This window comes from Frigoribacterium sp. AP1 (assembly GCF_056680555.1).
The window spans coordinates 1,156,571-1,173,660 of record NZ_CM155288.1; the positions used below are offsets into that span (position 1 = coordinate 1,156,571).

Below are 17,090 nucleotides of genomic sequence, written 5' to 3' on the forward strand. Positions count from 1 at the left end.
CGCCTCTACTTCTTGTCGTTGTCGTCGTCGTCCACGACCTCGGCGTCGACGATGTCCTCGTCGTCACCCTGCGCCTGGCCGTCGGCGGGAGCGCCCTCGGCACCCGCGGCACCGGCCTGGTCGGCCTGGCTCTGCGAGTAGATCGCCTGGCCGAGCTTCTGCTGGCTCTCGTTGAGCTTGTCGAAGGCGGGCTTGATCGCGGACTCGTCGTCGCCGGCGAGGGCCGACTTCAGCGAGTCGACGTCGGCCTGCACCTCGGACTTGACGTCCGCGGGCAGCTTCTCGTCGTTCTCCTTGATCAGCTTCTCGATCGAGTAGACGAGCTGCTCGGCCGAGTTGCGGGTCTCGTTGGCCTCACGACGTGCCTTGTCTTCGGCGGCGTTCTCTTCCGCCTCGCGGACCATGCGCTCGATGTCGTCCTTCGACAGCGACGAGCCGCCCGAGATGACCATCGACTGCTCTTTGCCGGTGCCCTTGTCCTTCGCGGACACGTGCACGATGCCGTTGGCGTCGATGTCGAACGTGACCTCGATCTGCGGCACGCCGCGCGGAGCCGGAGCGATGCCGGTCAGCTCGAAGGTGCCCAGGTTCTTGTTGTCCCGCGTGAACTCGCGCTCGCCCTGGAAGACCTGGATCGCGACGGACGGCTGGTTGTCGTCGGCCGTGGTGAAGGTCTCGCTGCGCTTGGTCGGGATGGCCGTGTTGCGTTCGATGAGCTTGGTCATCGCGCCACCCTTGGTCTCGATGCCGAGGCTGAGCGGGGTGACGTCGATGAGCAGGACGTCCTTGCGCTCGCCCTTCAGCACGCCGGCCTGGAGGGCCGCGCCCACGGCCACGACCTCGTCGGGGTTGACGCCCTTGTTGGGCTCCTGGCCACCGGTGAGCTGCTTGACGACCTCGGTGACGGCCGGCATGCGGGTCGAACCACCGACGAGCACGACGTGGGCGATGTCTCCCACCTTCACGCCGGCCTCTTTGATGACGTCGTTGAACGGCTTCTTGGTGCGGTCGAGCAGGTCGCTCGTCCACTGCTCGAACTGCGAGCGCGAGATGGTCTCGTCGAGGTTGAGCGGGCCGTCGGCGGTCAGCGTGAGGTAGGGCAGCTGGATGCTGGTCGAGGTGCTCGACGACAGCTCTTTCTTGGCCTGCTCGGCGGCTTCTTTGAGGCGCTGCTTCGCGATCTTGTCGGTCGACAGGTCGACGCCGTGCGCGTCCTTGAACTTCTTGATGAGGTGCTCGACGATGCGGTTGTCCCAGTCGTCGCCACCGAGGCGGTTGTCACCCGAGGTGCTGCGCACCTGGATGGTCGAGAAGTCTTCGTCCTTGCCCACTTCGAGCAGCGAGACGTCGAACGTTCCGCCACCGAGGTCGAAGACCAGGATGAGCTCGTCTTCCTTGCCCTTGTCGAGGCCGTAGGCGAGGGCGGCAGCCGTCGGCTCGTTGATGATGCGCAGGACGTTGAGGCCCGCGATCTCGCCGGCCTCTTTGGTGGCCTGGCGCTCGGAGTCGTTGAAGTACGCCGGGACGGTGACGACCGCGTCGGTCACCTCTTCGCCCAGGTACTGCTCGGCGTCGCGCTTCAGCTTGCCGAGGATGCGCGCGCTGATCTCTTGCGGCGTGTACTTCTTGTCGTCGATCTCGACCTTCCAGTCGGTGCCGACGTGACGCTTGACCGACGCGATGGTGCGGTCGACGTTGGTGACGGCCTGGCGCTTGGCGGTCTCGCCGACCAGCACCTCGCCGTCCTTCGTGAAGGCGACGACCGAGGGGGTCGTGCGCAGACCCTCGGCGTTCGCGATGACGGTGGGCTCGCCACCCTCGAGGACGCTGACGACCGAGTTGGTGGTACCGAGGTCGATTCCTACTGCACGTGCCATGTGCTTTTCTCCTTCGTGGTGCGGTGTGACGAAAGCCTTGGGGGCCGGCCTTGAGTCGGCCAGGCTCAACTTTACTCACGCTGCCGTCGAGGTCAAGCTGTGAACCTGAAAGTTGAGCCAGAAAGGCTCAACTCTTGAACGGGGGCCGCCGCGACCGAGCCGGACGAGGAGGCGCGCCCCCGTCGGTCACGGACGCCCACTAGGTTGACCCCCATGACCGCAGCGCAGACGCTCGCCGACAGCACCCCGATCCCGCGCCGCCGCGTGGTCTCGTGGGCCCTCTGGGACTGGGGATCGGCTGCGTTCAACGCCGTCGTCACCTCGTTCGTCTTCAGCACCTACCTGGCGAGCGGAGCCTTCGTCGACCCCGACGTCGTCGCCGCGGCCGGTGACGACACCCGCAACCCGGCCCTCGTGCTGGCGAAGGCCGAGAACGCGACGGTCATCTCGACGGCCCTCACCATCGCCGGCGTGCTCATCGCCCTGCTGGCACCCGTGCTCGGCCAGCGCAGCGACGGCTCGGGCCGACGCAAGCTGTGGCTCGCGGTGAACACCGGCCTGGTCGTCCTCGCCATGGCCGCGATGGTCTTCGTCGCGCCGGCGCCGGGGTACCTCGTCTTCGGCGCGGCCCTGCTGGCCGTCGGCAACCTCTTCTTCGAGTTCGCTAGCGTCAACTACAACGCCATGCTCGTGCAGGTCTCGACCCCGAAGACCATCGGCAAGGTCTCGGGCTTCGGCTGGGGCCTCGGGTACGTCGGCGGGATCGTGCTGCTGCTGCTGTTGCTCGTGGCGTTCCTGCAGAGCTTCGGGGTCGAAGGCCGTGGTGGGCTGCTCGGCGTCGCCACAGGGACGGACGGAGGCGCGTGGGACGTCCGCCTCTCGATCGTCGTCGCCGCCGCGTGGTTCGCCGTCTTCGCGGTGCCGGTGCTGCTCTCGGTGCCCGAGCTGCCCGCCACCACCGCACGCACCCGGGTGGGACTGTGGCGCTCGTACCGCCTCCTGGGTTCGACGATCGCGAGGCTGTGGCGCACGAACCGCCAGGTGCTGTTGTTCCTCGTGGCCAGTGCCGTCTTCCGCGACGGCCTCGCCGCCGTGTTCACCTTCGGCGCGATCATCGCGGCGCAGGTGTTCGGCTTCTCGCCGAGCATGGTCATCTACTTCGCGGTCGGTGCGAACCTGGTCGCCGGCATCGGCACGTTCGTCGGCGGCTGGCTCGACGACCGGCTGGGGGCGAAGACGATCATCGTGGGCTCCCTGATCGGTTTGGTCGCGGCCGCCTTCGCCGTCCTCGCCATCGGCACCGCGACGAACCTGTTCTGGGTGTTCGGCCTGGCCCTCGCCCTGTTCGTCGGCCCGATCCAGTCGGCGAGCCGATCGTTCCTGGCACGGGTCACGCCCCCCGGCCGTGAGGGCGAGATCTTCGGGCTGTACGCCACGACCGGCCGGGCCGTGAGCTTCCTGGCACCCGGGCTCTTCACCCTGTTCGTCAGCGCGACGGGCGACACCCGCTACGGCATCGTCGGCATCGCCCTCGTCCTGCTGGCGGGGCTGGTGCTGATGCTGCCCGTGAAGGCGGAACAGCGAGCCATCGACTGAGTCGCCGAGGTCGGCGCGGGCGAATGTAGAATGTCACCGGCCGCCCCGATCGGTCTTCCTTTCCGTTCCACCTGAGAGAAGACATGTCGAAGATCACCACCGGACTGGCCTCGGCCAGCCTCGCCGCGCTCGCCCTGGGCGCACTGACCCCGGGGGTCGCCGCCGCGTCCCCCACCACCGGACCGGCCTCCGGGCCCGCCTCGACCGAGGCCGACGGCGGACAGGTGCTGCGCACCTCCGCCCCGTACATCAGCGAGATCGTCGACCGCGACGCGACGCACGTCGCCGTCAACGGCATCGCCCAGGACGCCACGTCGGTGCTCGTCCTGGTGCCCGGCGGCACGGGCGGCGCCGCCCAGGTCGTCCAGGGCCGGTTCAGCGTCCTGATCGAGAAGGGCAACCTCGGCAAGGACGCGACGATCCGAGCCACGGGCCCGGGCGGCCCGTCCGAGTCGGTGCCCTTCGTCGTCGAGCCGAAGGAGGACGACGGGTCGACGGTCGTCCCGAACGCCCCCGACGTCCACGCCGTGTCGCAGTACGACGACGACACGCTCACCATCGAGGGAACCGTCACCTACGACCCCCTCACCTTCGACCGCACCGAGGTGATCGCCTCGGTCGACGGCCGCGAGATCCGCTCGGCCCCCGACGAGAACGGCGGCTTCGCCCTGCCGATCAGCTCGGAGTACAGCGCCTCCCTGATCGAGGTCCGCGCCTGGCGCTCGGGGCTCAAGAGCGACCCCACCTACTTCTACGGCACGCCGACGCCCGGCAACTACGCCTACGAGAAGTTCCCGCTCGACATCGCGTCACCCGCGGCGGGCTCGGTCGTCACCGGCCGCACGGCCACCTTCGCCGGCGCCGGCATCCCCAACTCGACGATCGTCGTGACCCGCGACGGCCAGACGAGCCGCACCTCCTCGACCCTCTGCGAGACCGTCGTCGCCGCCGACGGCGACTGGAGCTGCACGTCGTCCGCCCTGCCCGGCGGCGACGTCTCCGCGACCGTCACCGAGACACCCATGTGGGCCTCGGCGGCACCGCAGGCCGAGACGACCTCGTTCTCGGTCGAGGCCGGCGACGTCCGCCCGCCGTCACTGCCCCTGCTGTCGTCGGTCACCCGCGACGCCGACGGTGACCTCGTCGTCCGGTTCATCTCGAACCGCGCCGGCGAAGCCCGCCTCGAGGTCGGCGAGCACAGCGAGACCACGCGCGGCATCAACGGCCGCTTCTCGTTCGTCGTCGACGGCTCGCTGGCCGGCGAGACCGCCACCGTCACCGGTCTCTTCGGGGACGTCGAGGGCCGGTCGCTCGAGCTGCCGCTGACCGCCGTCGCAGCCCCCGCGCCCTCGCCGCTGGTCGCCCCGATCGTGCACGCCGTCTCCGAAGGACCCGGTGGTCGGTTCTCGGTCGAGGGCACCACGAGCTACTTCGCCACCGAGTACGACGTGCCGGGCGTGATCGCCAAGGTCGACGGCCAGTACGTCACCGGCGCGGGCGCGCTCTACGACGGTGCTTTCGTGATGACCCTGCCCGCCGAGCTCGCCGGGCGAGAGGTCGAGCTGTTCACCACGCGGGGCGCCAGCCTGTCCGACGCGACACCCCTGACCGTCGCGACGACCGGGGGCAACACGGCACCCGAGACGTTCCCGCTCGAGATCACCTCCCCCGCCGAGGGGGCCGAGGTCCGTCAGGGCAGCGTCACGCTCACCGGTGAGGGCATCCCCGGCTCGACGATCGTGGTGGCGGACGACGTCAGCCGTACCGGCGAGATCTGCGACGCCGACGTCCGAGCCGACGGCACCTGGACCTGCACGACCCCCGCCCCCGTCGTCACCGGCGCCCACACCGTCACCGTCACCGAGACGCCCTTCTGGGCTTCGGCCGGCACCCCCGTGTCGAGCCGGTCCTTCGTCGTCACCGACGACGAGACCCCTGCGCCCGTCGCCCCGGTGACGGTCACCAACCCCGCCGACCCGTCCACCGGGTACCGCGCGAACCGCGCCTTCACCTTCGAGGGCACCGGCGAGGCCGGCCACACGATCACCGTCCAGAACAAGTACGGCACCCACCTCGGCGAGAGGCCCGTCGACGACGACCACACCTGGTCGTGGACCCGCAGCACCATGGGCACGTCGATCTGGTACCTGGACTTCATCCAGGACGCCGGCCTGCCGACCCAGACCGTCGCCCAGGTGCACCGTTTCGCCCCGGCGCCCGAGGTCGTCGCCCCGATCACCGTGACGAACCCCACCGACCCCACGCTCGGCTACACGGCGGGTCAGGCCTTCACCTTCGAAGGCACCGGCACGGCCGGCAAGACCGTCACCGTCGAGAACAAGTTCGGCACCCCCCTCGGCGAAGAGATCGTCGGCGAGGACGACACCTGGTCGTGGCACCGCACGACCCTCGGCAGCTCGACCTGGCACCTGTACTTCACCCAGGACAAGGGCACCGACACCGAGACGGTCGCCACCGTGCTCGGCTTCGCACCGCGACGCTGACGCGTGCGGCGGCACCGCCACCGCCGCACGACACGAACGGCCGCTCCCCGACGGGAGCGGCCGTTCCGCGTCACGGGCACCCCCCGGGCCCGCGACCGAGGCGTCAGCCCGTCGGCACCGAGGAGGCGCGGGCCAGGTAGTCGCCGACCGTGTCGTCGCGCAGGGCCTCGCGCAGGGCGTACAGCCGGTCGACGTCGAACGCGACGTAGGACTGCCCGTCCGCCGACGTGCCACCCCCCGAGGTCGCCATCGTGAACGACCGGATGCCCGCCGACGTCAGCCCGCGGGAGCTCCAGGCGATCTCCGCCATGCGGGTCGGGGTCAGTCCGGCGTCCACGGCGACGTGCTCGGCCGTCGCGGCCACGAACGACGAGAGCGCGCCGGGGTCGGTCAGCGTCGAGCGATCGAGCAACCCGTCGGCGAGGCCCCGCACGAAGGCCTGCTGGTTGCGCACCCGCTGGTGGTCGGCCTCGGCGAACGACTTCCGTTCGCGGACGAAGTCGAGGGCCTGCTCACCGTCGAGGTGGTTCGGGCCGGCAGCGATGTCGTGACCGCCCGCACGGAACGCCCGTTCGGACACCACGTCGACGCCACCCAGGGCGTCGGTCATCGCCTCGAAGCCCGCGAAGTCGATCTCGGCGACGTGATCGATGCGGGTCTGCAGCAGTTGTTCGACGGTCTGCACCGTCAGGGGGACGCCGCCCCAGCTGTAGGCCGCGTTGATCTTGGCCTGGCCGTGCCCGGGCACGTCGACCCAGGTGTCCCTCAGGATCGACATGACGTAGACGGCGTCGCGATCGGCCGGCAGGTGGACCAGCATCATCGAGTCGGACCTCCCCGAGGCACCCGCCTCCCTCGTGTCCGAACCGAGCAGCAGGATGTCGAGCGACCCGTCGTCGACCGGCGCCGGGCGACCCGCCTCGGCGGGGAAGGCGGCCCGGATCGTGCTCGCACCGTCGTCCCAGGTGCGGACGAGGTGGCCGAGGTACCCGGCGCCGGCGGCGAGCACGAGCGCCGGCAGCCCGACGAAGACGACCAGGGCCGCCACGAGGGTCAGGACCGCCGGACGGCGGCGCCGCCGCCGTCGTCGTCGTCGTCTCGGCCGGTGCGCGCCCGATGCCGCGTGCGATCGATCGTCGGGTTCCGACGCGCCGGCGGGGCCGTCGAGCCCCAGCCTGCTGAGGGCGTCCCCGACGGGCCGGTCGGCCTCGGGGATCATCTGATCAAGAAACATCCTCACATGATATTTCACATCTGCCACGACGACAAGGTCGTGCGGCCGTCGGAAGCCGTCCCGCCCGGACCCGCCTCGCGTCACCCCAGGGACACCCCGCCCGCACCTCGCGGGCGCATCGCGATCACCTCGACCGAGTTCCGCCTGACGGACGACGACAACGTCGGCGGCGGTCCGTAGGCTGGCCCGGTGAGCACCCTCGACGACGACTACGACCTCCGCACCTTCACGGCCGCGCTCGACCCCGAGGGGCCGGCCGACGAACCGCGGGCCGACGCCGCGACCGCCGCCTGGGTCGCTGCCGAGTCCATGGGCTTCCACGAGGCCGCCGCGGACGACGCCGCCCTCGGCCGGGCCGCACGCCGCCTCACCGCCGACGGCCGACGTCTCACCGGCGTGTACCGCCGCGAGGCGAACCCCGGCTCACTCGACGCCGAGGGACGCCCGGTCGCCACCTTCGCCTCGTTCGACAAGACCCTGCACGTCGGCGGCGGCCGCCTGGTCGAGGCCGACCTCGTCGCCGGCGTGACCGTGCAGCCGACCCACCGGCGCAAGGGCATCCTCCGCCGCATGATCACCGACGACCTCGCCCGTGCCAAGGCCTCCGGCACCCCGGTCGCCGCACTCACCGCGAGCGAGGCGTCGATCTACCGGCGCTTCGGGTTCGGCGTGGGCGTCCGTGAGCGCACGATCGAGGTCGACGTGCGACGTGCGGGCGGCTTGCTCAGCGAGCCCGAGGGCAGCACCGACCTCGTCACCACGGCCTCGCTCGCCGAGGTCGCATCCGACGTGTTCGCACGGTTCCACGTCCGCAGCCCCGGCTCGATCGACCGTCACGAGGGCGCCTGGAACCACGCCCTGGGCCGCGAGCGCCTCGACGGCACGCCCGACCCCGCCGTCCGGGCCGCCGTGCACCGCGACGCGACCGGCACCGTCGACGGCTACGTCACGTACCGGGTCGAGTCGGTCGGCGGTGGGCCGGGTGCCACGGGCACGCAGACCCTCGTCGTCGTCGACCTCGTGGCCGCGACCGACGACGCCTACCTCGGCCTCTGGCAGCTGCTGCTCGCCGTCGACCTGGTCTCGTCGATCCGCTACCCGAACGCCCCTCAGCACGACCCGCTCTCCCACGCGCTGGTCGACGGTCGCGCCGTGACGATCCGCCACGACGAGGACCACGTGTGGTTCCGCATCCTCGACCCGATCGCCGCGCTGCAAGCCCGACCGTGGGCGGCCGACGGGGTCGTCACGATCGCGATCGGCGACGCACTGGGCCACGCGGCCGGCACGTACCGCGTCACGAGCGAGGCCGGCGAGGCCACGGTCAAGAAGGCCGCCGTGCGCCGCGCCGACCTCGAGCTCGACGTCGCGACCCTCGGCTCGCTCTGGCTCGGCGGCTTCGACCCGGTCACGCTGGCCGCGGCCGGCCTGGTGCGCGAGCGACGCAAGGGCGCCGTGCAGAAGCTCCGGGCGATGCTGCTGCCCGAGCGACCCCTGCACGGCATCACGTACTTCTAGGCCGGCACCGCACGAGGGCGCAGGGACGCAGGAGGCGCGGGTCGGGTGACCCGCGCCTCCTGCGTCCCCGCGCCCTGCGCCCCCCGGCGGGCTGTCACGACGTGCCGCTCACCTCCGGAGGTGAGCGGCACGTCGTGACATCTCGGCTGCCGCGCTACGCCCGCTCGAGCCCGTTCGCACGGGCGACGCCGCCGTACCAGCGGGCGCTCGGCTTGGGGGTGCGCTCGAAGGTCTCGCGGTCCCAGCCGATCAGGCCGAAGGTGGGGCGGAACCCGCTGGCCCACTCGTAGTTGTCGAGGGCGCTCCAGTGCTGGTAGCCGAGCACCTCGATGCCCTCGTCGATGGTGTCGTGGACGTGCTCGAGCGCGCCCTGCGTGTAGGCGATGCGTCGGGTGTCGTCGGCGGTGGCGATGCCGTTCTCGGTGACCATGACCGGCACGTGTCCGGACAGCTCCCACGCGCTGCGGATGCCCTCGGCGGCGGCCGGCGGGTAGAACTCCCACCCGGTCAGCGTCGTCTCGAGCCCCTGGGCGACGGGCCGGGGCCCCTCGGGGCCGACGAAGGTCTGCGTGTAGGCCTGCACGCCGACGAAGTCGTCGCCGGCCGCCATCTCGCTGTACCAGTCGTCACGGACGTAGCCGTACTCGCGCGTCTTCTCGGCGGCACCCGGCTCGTCGACGGCCTTGAAGGCCTGGGTGGCGACCGTCCAGCCGGACTTCAGGCCGGACACCTGCGACAAGACCTCGCGACTGCGCTTGTGCGAGGCGAGCAGGGCGTCGGCGACCTCGAGGTCGGGGTTCGGCAGCCCGTAGGCGACGAGGTTCGAGGCGTCCTCTCCCCCGGCGAGCATGGCGGCGATGTTCGGCTCGTTGATCGTGCAGACGTACCGCACCCCCTCGCTGACGACGGGCAGCGCGAGCTCGGTGTAGCGCGCGAACAGGTCGGCGGCGTCGGGCGCGCGCCAGAAGCCGTCGCGCTCGAACCAGCGCGGCACGGTGAAGTGCATCAGCGTGACGATCGGCTCGATGCCGAACTCGTGGCACGTCTCGACCATGCGGCGGTAGTGAGCGACCTGGGCCTTGCTGACCATGCCGCGTTCGGGCTCGATGCGGGCCCACTCGATGCTGAACCGGTAGCTGTTCAGGCCGAGCTCGGCGAGCAGCCGGATGTCGTCGCGGAACCGGTGGTAGCTGTCGGCCGCGTCACCGCTCGGTTCGACGATGGTCGTGCCGGGGGCGTTCTCGTGCACCCACCAGTTGCTGTTGACGTTGTTGCCCTCGATCTGGTGGGCGGCGGTGGCGGCTCCCCACAGGAAGCCGTCGGGGAAGGTCAGCACAGGGTGGTTCCTTTCGGGTGGAGCGAGAGGGGAGGTCAGGAGGCGCGGTGCGAGCGACGCGGGTTCGGCACCGCGTCGAGCAGCCGCACCGTGTACGGGTCGGTCGGCCGCTGCAGCACCTCGGCGGTGTGCCCCCGCTCGACCACGGCTCCCTGGTTGAGCACCATGATGTCGTCGGTGATCAGCCGGGCACTGAGCAGGTCGTGGGTGATGTAGAGCATCGAGACACCCCACTGCTCGCGGAGGTCCTCGAGCAGCGCGAGCACGCCGGCGCGCAAGGAGACGTCGAGCATCGAGACGGGCTCGTCGGCGATGATCACCTGCGGGTCGCTCGCGAGCGCCCGGGCGATCACGACGCGCTGCCGCTGGCCACCCGACAGCTGGTGCGGCAGCTTCGCCGCGAACTGCTCGACCGGCGTCAGACCGACCGTCTCGAGCAGCTCGAGCACCCGGCGCCGCGCCTCCTGACCGGTCAGTCCGGTGTAGTTCACGACGGGGCGCGTGAGCGTGTACTCGACCGTGTGCAGCGGGTTGAGCGCGGCGTAGGGGTCCTGGAAGACCATCTGCACGTCGCTGCGGAAGCTGCGCAGGGCGCGGCCGCGCAGGCTCGTGACGTCGGTGTCGCCGAACGTGACGCTGCCGCTCGTCGGCTTCTCGACGCCCGTGACGAGCTTGGCGATCGTGCTCTTGCCCGAGCCGCTCTGCCCGACGAGGGCGAGCGACTGACCCGGTTCGAGCGTGAACGACACGTCGCGGACGGCCCGCACGGGGTCGTCCCCCCGACGAGGAGGCGCGTAGGTCTTGGTCACGCCGCTCACGGTGATCGCGTGCTGTGCCGTGCGCTGGCCGCGCGTGGCGACGGTCGGCACCGAGGTCGTGGTGTCGACGCGGCGGTCGCCCCGTGCCCGGCGGACCGAGCGGTCCTCGAACCCGGGCAGCGAGACGACCTCGGCACGCGGGTCGGCGTAGTGCGACAGCAACATGCGCGTGTAGTCGTCCTGCGGGTCGGCGAGCACGTCGGCCGAGCGGCCGTCCTCGACGATGCGGCCCTCGTGCATGACGAGCACGCGCTGCGCCGACTCGAGCACGATGCCGAGGTCGTGGCTGATCAGCACGGCCGTGAAGCCCTCGCTCTGCTGCAGCGAGATGATCGTGTCCATCACGGCGTGCTGCACGAGCACGTCGAGCGCGGTGGTCGGCTCGTCGAAGACCATCAGCTGCGGCTCGAGCGACAGGGCGAGGGCGATCGAGACGCGCTGGCGCATGCCGCCGGACAGCTCGCCGGGGAACCGGGCGAGGACGCCCGGGTCGAGCTCGACCTTGGCGACCAGCTCGGCGGCGCGGGCGTGCCAGCGGTCGCGCGGCACGTGGCCGTGGGCCTTGAACACGTCGACGAAGTGGTTGCGGATCGTGCGCACCGGGTTCAGCGCGTTCATGCCCGACTGCAACACCATCGCGAAGCCGCCCTGACGCTGCTGACGCAGGGCTTCGGTGTCGAGGTCGCGGACGTCGGCACCGTCGAACCAGATGCTGCCCCCGTTGGTGCGCGCCGGCGGCTTCTGCAGCCGGGTCAGCGCGTAGCCGAGCGTCGACTTGCCCGAGCCGGACTCACCGACCAGGCCGACGAACTCGCCCCGCCTCAACTGGAACGACACGTGGTCGACGGCCTGCACGGGCTCGGCGCCGGCACTCTCGTAGACGACGCTGAGGTCGCGGACGTCGAGCAGCACGTCCTCGGCGGAAGACGAGGAGGCGGTGGGCTGGTCGGTGAGATCCGTGGCGGTCACTTGCGCGCCTCCTTCTTCTGCTTCGCACCTTCGCGAAGTCGCGGGTTGCCGACGGCGTCGACGCCGAAGTTGATCAGGGTCAGGCTCATCGCCAGCAGGGCGATGCAGAGACCGGGTGCAAAGAGCAAGATCCACTGGCCGGTGAGCAGGGCGTTCGAGTTCTGCGCCCAGTAGAGGATGGTGCCCCAGCTGACGATCGACGAGTCGCCGAGCCCCAGGAACTCGAGGCCGGCCTCGGCGAGGATGGCACTGGTCGCGGCGCCGAAGAACGAGCCGGTGATCAGCGAGGTCATGTTGGGCAGGATCTCGCGGAACACGATGCGTCCCGCGCTCTCGCCCGAGAACCGCGCCGCCGTGACGAAGTCGCGTGATCGCAGCGACTGCGTCTGGCTGCGCAGCACGCGCGCTCCCCAGGCCCAGCCGGTGATGACGATCACCGCGAGGATCACGGTGATGCCGCCGTTCTGCAGGTAGGCCGCGATGACGATCATCAGCGGCAGACCCGGGATGACGAGGAACAGGTTCACGATGAACCCCACGACGTCGCCGCCGAAGCCCTTCATGTAGCCCCAGCTCAGCCCGATCGCGACGGCGACCAGCGTCGACAGCACACCGGCCACGACGCCGACGAAGACGCTGATGCGGGCGCCGTGGATCAGCTGGCTCAGGACGTCCTCACCGGCGGCCGTGGTGCCCATCCAGTGGGCCCAGCTCGCGTCGGCGTTGCGCTCGAAGCCGTTCTCGCTGCCGCCGTAGGGGGCGAGCAGCGGCGCGAAGATCGCGACGAGCACGAAGACGCTGAAGATGACGACGCCGATCTTCGCCTTGGGGTTCGACCAGATGGTCGCGGCCATGCGGCCGATGGTGAGCCAGCGACTGGGCGCCTTCTGCTCGGCGGGGCCGGTGGGAGGCGCGCCCTCGGGCAGGTGGACGGACACGGTGGAGGTCATCGGCGGGTCCTTGGGTCGAGCACGCCGTACAAGATGTCGACGAGGAAGTTGGCGACGAGCACGCTGACCGTGATCATCAGGAAGAGGGCCTGCATCAGCGGGTAGTCCTGGCCGATGACGGCGTTGAACAGCAGGTAGCCGATGCCGGGGTAGCCGAACACCTGCTCGACGAGGATCGAGCCGCCGACCACGCCGCCCAGGGCGAGGCCGAAGCCGGTCAGGTTCGGCAGGATCGCGTTGCGGGCGGCGTAGCGCACGGCGACCGTGCGGCCCTTCAGGCCGTTGGCCTCGGCGAAGGTGACGTAGTCGTCACCCAGCGTCGAGATCATCGCGTTGCGCATGCCGAGGATCCAGCCGCCGAGGCTCGTCAGCAGGATCGTGATGGCCGGGAGCACCGCGTGCTGCAGGGCGTCGCCGACGAAGGCCGGCGTGAACCCGGGCGTGGTCGTCGCGCCGTAGGCCCCCGTGGTGGGGAACCAGTGCAGCACGTAGCCCAGGAAGAACAGCAGCAGCAGGGCCGTCCAGAAGTACGGGAACGTGCTCATGAAGCTGCCCGACAGCGTGGGCAACGAGTCGAGCCAGGTGCCGCGCTTCCACGCCGCGGCGACGCCGATCAGGGTGCCGAGCACGAAGGCGATGATCGTGCAGACCCCGACGAGGATCAGGGTGAACGGCAGGGCCTGGCCGACCAGGTGGCCGACCGTCTCGGGGAAGAACGTGTAGCTGGTGCCGAAGTCGAGACGCACCACCTGGCCGAGGTAGCTGACGTACTGCTGCAGCACGTTGCCGTCCGGCACGCCGAGCTGGGCCTCGATGGCGGCACGGGTCGCCGCGCTGACCGGACCGTTCAGCGACAACTTCGCGATCGCGGCGTCGGTCGGGCTGCCGGGCATCAGCCGCGGCAGGATGAAGTTCAGGGTGACCGCGGCCCACAGGGTGAGGACGAACAGGCCGAGTTTCTGGGCTGCGTACTTCACTGGTCGCCCTCTTCCTGGTCGACGCGCGTGAGCTTCGTGAAGATCAGCAGCGGTGCCTGGTCGTAGTTCTGCGGAGCCATGTACGGGTTCTCGGCGGTGGGCCAGCCGGTGAACTTCGAGTCGTTGAACAGACCCCAGAGCCCGCCGTAGTAGAGGCCGATCACGGGCAGCTGGTCGTAGACGACGTTCTGCAGCTGGTAGCTGTACTGCTTCTGCTGCTCGGGATCGGTCGTGGCCTTCCAGTCGTCGAGCAGCTGGTCGACCGCGGGGTCGCTGAAGCGCTCGTAGTTGGCCGCCGTGGTCTCGCCGACCGGGGTCGCGAAGTCGCTGTTCAGCAGGTTGTTGTAGGCCTGGTAGACGTTCCCGTTGCCCATGCCGCCCATCGCCATGTCGAACTCGCCGTTGGCGATGGCCGACTGGTAGCCGGCCGGCTGGGGAGCCTGGATCTGCACGTCGATGCCGATCGCGCCCAACTGGCTCCGCACCTCCTGCACGGCCCGCAGCCAGTCGGTGTAGCCGTTGGCGGTGAGGATCGTGATCTTCAGCTGCGTGCCGTCGGGGCCGACCAGCTCGTCGCCCTGCTGCGTGTAGCCCGACTCGGCGAAGGCCGCGAGGGCGCCGTCGACGTCCTGCTCGAGGATGCCGGCGTTCGGGATCGACGGGTCGAGGTCGTCCTGCTGGTTCGGCAGGATGAGCCCTGTCTGGCCGGCGGGCTCGAGGTAGCCCTCGGTGGCGGACTCGGCGATGGGTCCGCGGTCGAGCGCCAGCGCGATGCCACGCCGCACGTTCACGTCGTCGAAGGGTGCCTTGGTGAGGTTCGGCACGAGACCGATCACGCCGCCCGGCGGGAACCAGAAGTGGTTGTCGGGGCTGGCGGCGCCCCAGGTGCCCTCGACGTCGCTGATGAAGGAGTACGACCAGTCGTAACCGCGCGTGACGGTGTCGAGCTGGTTGTTCGTGGCGGGCAGGATCAAGTGGCCGATCTCGATCTCGTCGGCCTGCCAGTACGTCTCGTTCTTGTCCATCGAGTACTGCTGCGGCGAGTAGTTGCCGAGCGTGAACGGGCCGGTGCCGACCGGGTCGGGGTTGCGGAAGGTCGTGGGGTCGTCGACGTCCTTCCACAGGTGCTCGGGCACGATCGTCGTCTGACCGATGATCTCCATCGCGGGGACGTCGTCGGTCTGCAGGTGGAAGACCACGTGGTCGCCCTGCTGCTCGATCGTGTCGATGTGCTGCCAGGCACCCTTGAGGTCGAGCGTGGGGTTCGCCTTGATCAGGTCGAACGTGTAGACGACGTCGGCCGGGGTCATCGGCGTGCCGTCGGACCACTCGACGCCGTCGCGGATCGTCATGTCGATCGTGCGCGCGTCGGGCAGGACGGTCTCGCTCGCGAGCCAGGGCGTGATCTCGCCGTCGAGCGGGTTGATCTCGAGCAGGGGCTCGTAGATCCAGGTCGAGGCGGTGCGCTTGTTCGTGAGGAACGGGTTGAAGTTCCGCTCGAACTGCGGGTTGCCCTTGTCGGCGTTGATCAGCATCGTGTCGGCCCCGATGCTGGGGTCGGGCTGGCTGCGGATCTGGATGCTGCAGCCGGTGGCCACGAGCACGGCGGCAGTGGCCGCTGCCAGGGCCGCGAGCGTGCGGAAGCGTCGGCGCGGGTGTCGCCGAGGGGGTGTCGCGTGCGTCATCGCCACGTTCTCTCATTCGTCGTCGAGGTGAGCTGCGCCCACTGTAAGCGCATACATCGCGTGGACGCAAGCGATGGAGGTCGGCGAGACGTCACGAGAGCCTGGGGACGAGGAGGCGCGAGGTCGTTCGACGCCGAACCAACCGTCAGGGGACGCCCGGGCCCGCACGCCAGAATCGGCGTCGGGTGCCGGTCGCGGCGCCCCGGCCGACCGGAGGGACCCGCATGGCCAGCACGACGCAGCTGCGCGCACTCCGCGCCTCGCTGCCCGTCGTCGCCGAGCGGGCGTACGACATCGCCGACGACTTCTACCGCCGCCTGTTCGCCACCCGACCCGACCTGCTGCGCGACCAGTTCAACCGGGGCGACCTCGCGCAGGGGCGGCAGCAGCGCGAGCTCGCCCGCACGATCGTCGCGCTCGCGCAGGCCGTCCTCGACGCGGCCCCGGGGTCGACGCGAGGCGAGGGCGCCCACCGGCACCGCGCCTCCGCGGGGGGCCGAGTGTCGGGCGGGGACGCCGCCCGCCAGGCCGGGGCGCCGACCCTCGCGCCGGCGACCCCCGGCGAGATCGTCTCGCGGCTCGCCCAGCGGCACGCCGCGCTCGGCGTCACCCGCGACGAGTACGACCTGTTCGAGCGGCACCTCGGCGAGGCGTTCACCGTCGCCCTCGGCCCGGACGCCACGGCCGAGGTCGCCGACGCCTGGGCGGCCGTCTACCGTCAGGCCCGCGACGAGATGGTGACGACGGTCGAGGCGATCTACCGGCAGGCCGACCTCGAGCCGGGTGAGGAGTGGCGTGAGGCCCTCGTCACCGAACACCGCGTCGAGGCCGAGGACGTGGTCGCGCTCACCCTGGTCTCGGCCGACAGCGAGGCCCTGCCCCGGTACCGCGCCGGCCAGTTCGCGTCGGTGCAGGTGCGGCTGGCCGACGGGGCCCGGCAGATCCGGCAGTACAGCCTGCGCGGCGGTCACGACGAGCAGTGGCGCATCAGCGCGCGCCTGCTGGTCGGCGAACCGCCCGCGCCCGACGGCGAGGTGTCGACGCACCTGATGGGCGAGCTGCGGGTCGGCGACGTGGTGAGCGTCTCTCCGCCGATCGGGTCGCTGACCATCGACGACCTCGACGACGCCCCGCTGCTGTTCGTCTCGGCGGGCATCGGCTGCACGCCCGTGCTCGGCATGCTCGACCACCTGGCCCGCACCGAGCCCGACCGCGTCGTGACGGTGCTGCACTTCGAACGCACGCCCGAGCGGCACGCGCACCGCGTCGAGCTCGAGGCACTGGTCGCGTCGATGCCGAACGCGACGCTGCGGGTCAGCTACACGCAGGGGTCGCTGTCGGCGCTCAGCGCGCTGGCCGAGGCGTCGATCGACGGGCCGGGTGTCTACCTCGACCCGATCGACCTGGCCCGGGTCGACCTGACCGCGTCGCACCGGGTGTTCCTGTGCGGACCGGTGCCCTTCATGGCGATCGCCCGGGCGGCCCTGATCGGCCACGGGGTCGACGCCGAACGCGTGCACTACTTCGTCTTCGGGCCGGACGACGGAAGCGTCACCGGCGCCGACACCGGGCAGGGCGGGCTCGGGTAGGGCCGGCTCGGGTAGGGCCGGCTCGGACGGGGCGGCG

General features: G+C 70.6%; 12 protein-coding genes. 5 read left to right on the forward strand and 7 right to left on the reverse strand.

Annotated elements, in window-relative coordinates; all coding sequences use genetic code 11:
- Window positions 1-5: 5 nt before the first annotated feature.
- The gene (dnaK, locus tag AC1MBW_RS05455) at window positions 6-1,877 is read right to left on the reverse strand and encodes a molecular chaperone DnaK (RefSeq protein ID WP_054147035.1); all 1,872 of its coding nucleotides are present in this window, start codon (window positions 1,875-1,877) and stop codon (window positions 6-8) included.
- A 213-nt stretch (window positions 1,878-2,090) separates the two neighbouring features.
- Here dnaK and AC1MBW_RS05460 point away from each other — a divergent pair, with 213 nt between their 5' ends.
- Both AC1MBW_RS05460 and AC1MBW_RS05465 read left to right on the forward strand, forming a co-directional pair.
- Window positions 2,091-3,473, forward strand: a complete 1,383-nt coding sequence (locus AC1MBW_RS05460) for an MFS transporter (protein WP_480025731.1) — start codon at window positions 2,091-2,093, stop codon at window positions 3,471-3,473.
- Between the two features lie 83 nt (window positions 3,474-3,556).
- Window positions 3,557-5,977, forward strand: coding sequence for an Ig-like domain-containing protein (locus AC1MBW_RS05465; RefSeq protein ID WP_480025732.1), 2,421 nt, complete (start codon window positions 3,557-3,559; stop codon window positions 5,975-5,977).
- A gap of 103 nt (window positions 5,978-6,080) precedes the next feature.
- On the opposite strand, the gene AC1MBW_RS05470 is transcribed toward AC1MBW_RS05465, so the two are convergent.
- Window positions 6,081-7,211, reverse strand: coding sequence for an LCP family protein (locus tag AC1MBW_RS05470; RefSeq protein WP_480025733.1), 1,131 nt, complete (start codon window positions 7,209-7,211; stop codon window positions 6,081-6,083).
- Window positions 7,212-7,217: 6 nt separating this feature from the next.
- Between AC1MBW_RS05470 and AC1MBW_RS05475 the strand changes: the two genes are divergently transcribed.
- Together AC1MBW_RS05475 and AC1MBW_RS05480 are read left to right on the forward strand one after the other, a co-directional pair.
- Complete coding sequence (locus tag AC1MBW_RS05475; protein ID WP_480025734.1) at window positions 7,218-7,391, forward strand: hypothetical protein; 174 nt, start codon at window positions 7,218-7,220, stop codon at window positions 7,389-7,391.
- Between the two features lie 9 nt (window positions 7,392-7,400).
- Window positions 7,401-8,729 (forward strand): GNAT family N-acetyltransferase, encoded by a 1,329-nt coding sequence (locus tag AC1MBW_RS05480; protein WP_480025735.1) that lies wholly within the window; start codon window positions 7,401-7,403, stop codon window positions 8,727-8,729.
- Between the two features lie 154 nt (window positions 8,730-8,883).
- On the opposite strand, the gene AC1MBW_RS05485 is transcribed toward AC1MBW_RS05480, so the two are convergent.
- The 5 genes from AC1MBW_RS05485 to AC1MBW_RS05505 are packed head-to-tail and all read right to left on the reverse strand — an operon-like array spanning window position 8,884 to window position 15,464.
- Window positions 8,884-10,065 carry a glycoside hydrolase family 1 protein gene (locus AC1MBW_RS05485; RefSeq protein WP_480025736.1) on the reverse strand — a complete coding sequence of 394 codons (1,182 nt, stop codon included), beginning with the start codon at window positions 10,063-10,065 and terminating at the stop codon, window positions 8,884-8,886.
- A 35-nt stretch (window positions 10,066-10,100) separates the two neighbouring features.
- Window positions 10,101-11,852, reverse strand: coding sequence for an ABC transporter ATP-binding protein (locus tag AC1MBW_RS05490; RefSeq protein ID WP_480025737.1), 1,752 nt, complete (start codon window positions 11,850-11,852; stop codon window positions 10,101-10,103).
- Window positions 11,849-12,802: an ABC transporter permease gene (locus AC1MBW_RS05495; protein WP_480025738.1), complete on the reverse strand. Its 954-nt coding sequence runs from the start codon at window positions 12,800-12,802 to the stop codon at window positions 11,849-11,851. Before AC1MBW_RS05495 ends, AC1MBW_RS05490 begins: the two co-directional genes overlap by 4 nt.
- Entirely contained in the window at window positions 12,799-13,779 is a 981-nt protein-coding gene (locus AC1MBW_RS05500; RefSeq protein ID WP_043594062.1) for an ABC transporter permease, read from the reverse strand. Before AC1MBW_RS05500 ends, AC1MBW_RS05495 begins: the two co-directional genes overlap by 4 nt.
- Window positions 13,776-15,464 carry an ABC transporter substrate-binding protein gene (locus AC1MBW_RS05505; protein ID WP_480025739.1) on the reverse strand — a complete coding sequence of 563 codons (1,689 nt, stop codon included), beginning with the start codon at window positions 15,462-15,464 and terminating at the stop codon, window positions 13,776-13,778. The genes AC1MBW_RS05500 and AC1MBW_RS05505 overlap by 4 nt, the downstream gene beginning before the upstream one ends.
- 224 nt (window positions 15,465-15,688) lie before the next feature.
- Between AC1MBW_RS05505 and AC1MBW_RS05510 the strand changes: the two genes are divergently transcribed.
- Window positions 15,689-17,053, forward strand: coding sequence for a globin domain-containing protein (locus tag AC1MBW_RS05510; protein WP_480025740.1), 1,365 nt, complete (start codon window positions 15,689-15,691; stop codon window positions 17,051-17,053).
- Window positions 17,054-17,090: the final 37 nt, after the last annotated feature.

Bases quoted from the DNA above. Each gene is read 5' to 3' on its own strand.
- AC1MBW_RS05465 (WP_480025732.1), top strand. From the start codon at position 3,557: ATGTCGAAGATCACCACCGGACTGGCCTCGGCCAGCCTCGCCGCGCTC.
- AC1MBW_RS05475 (WP_480025734.1), top strand. From the start codon at position 7,218: ATGATATTTCACATCTGCCACGACGACAAGGTCGTGCGGCCGTCGGAA.
- AC1MBW_RS05505 (WP_480025739.1), bottom strand. From the start codon at position 15,464: ATGACGCACGCGACACCCCCTCGGCGACACCCGCGCCGACGCTTCCGC.
- AC1MBW_RS05460 (WP_480025731.1), top strand. From the start codon at position 2,091: ATGACCGCAGCGCAGACGCTCGCCGACAGCACCCCGATCCCGCGCCGC.
- AC1MBW_RS05510 (WP_480025740.1), top strand. From the start codon at position 15,689: ATGGCCAGCACGACGCAGCTGCGCGCACTCCGCGCCTCGCTGCCCGTC.
- dnaK (WP_054147035.1), bottom strand. From the start codon at position 1,877: ATGGCACGTGCAGTAGGAATCGACCTCGGTACCACCAACTCGGTCGTC.
- AC1MBW_RS05495 (WP_480025738.1), bottom strand. From the start codon at position 12,802: ATGACCTCCACCGTGTCCGTCCACCTGCCCGAGGGCGCGCCTCCCACC.
- AC1MBW_RS05470 (WP_480025733.1), bottom strand. From the start codon at position 7,211: ATGTTTCTTGATCAGATGATCCCCGAGGCCGACCGGCCCGTCGGGGAC.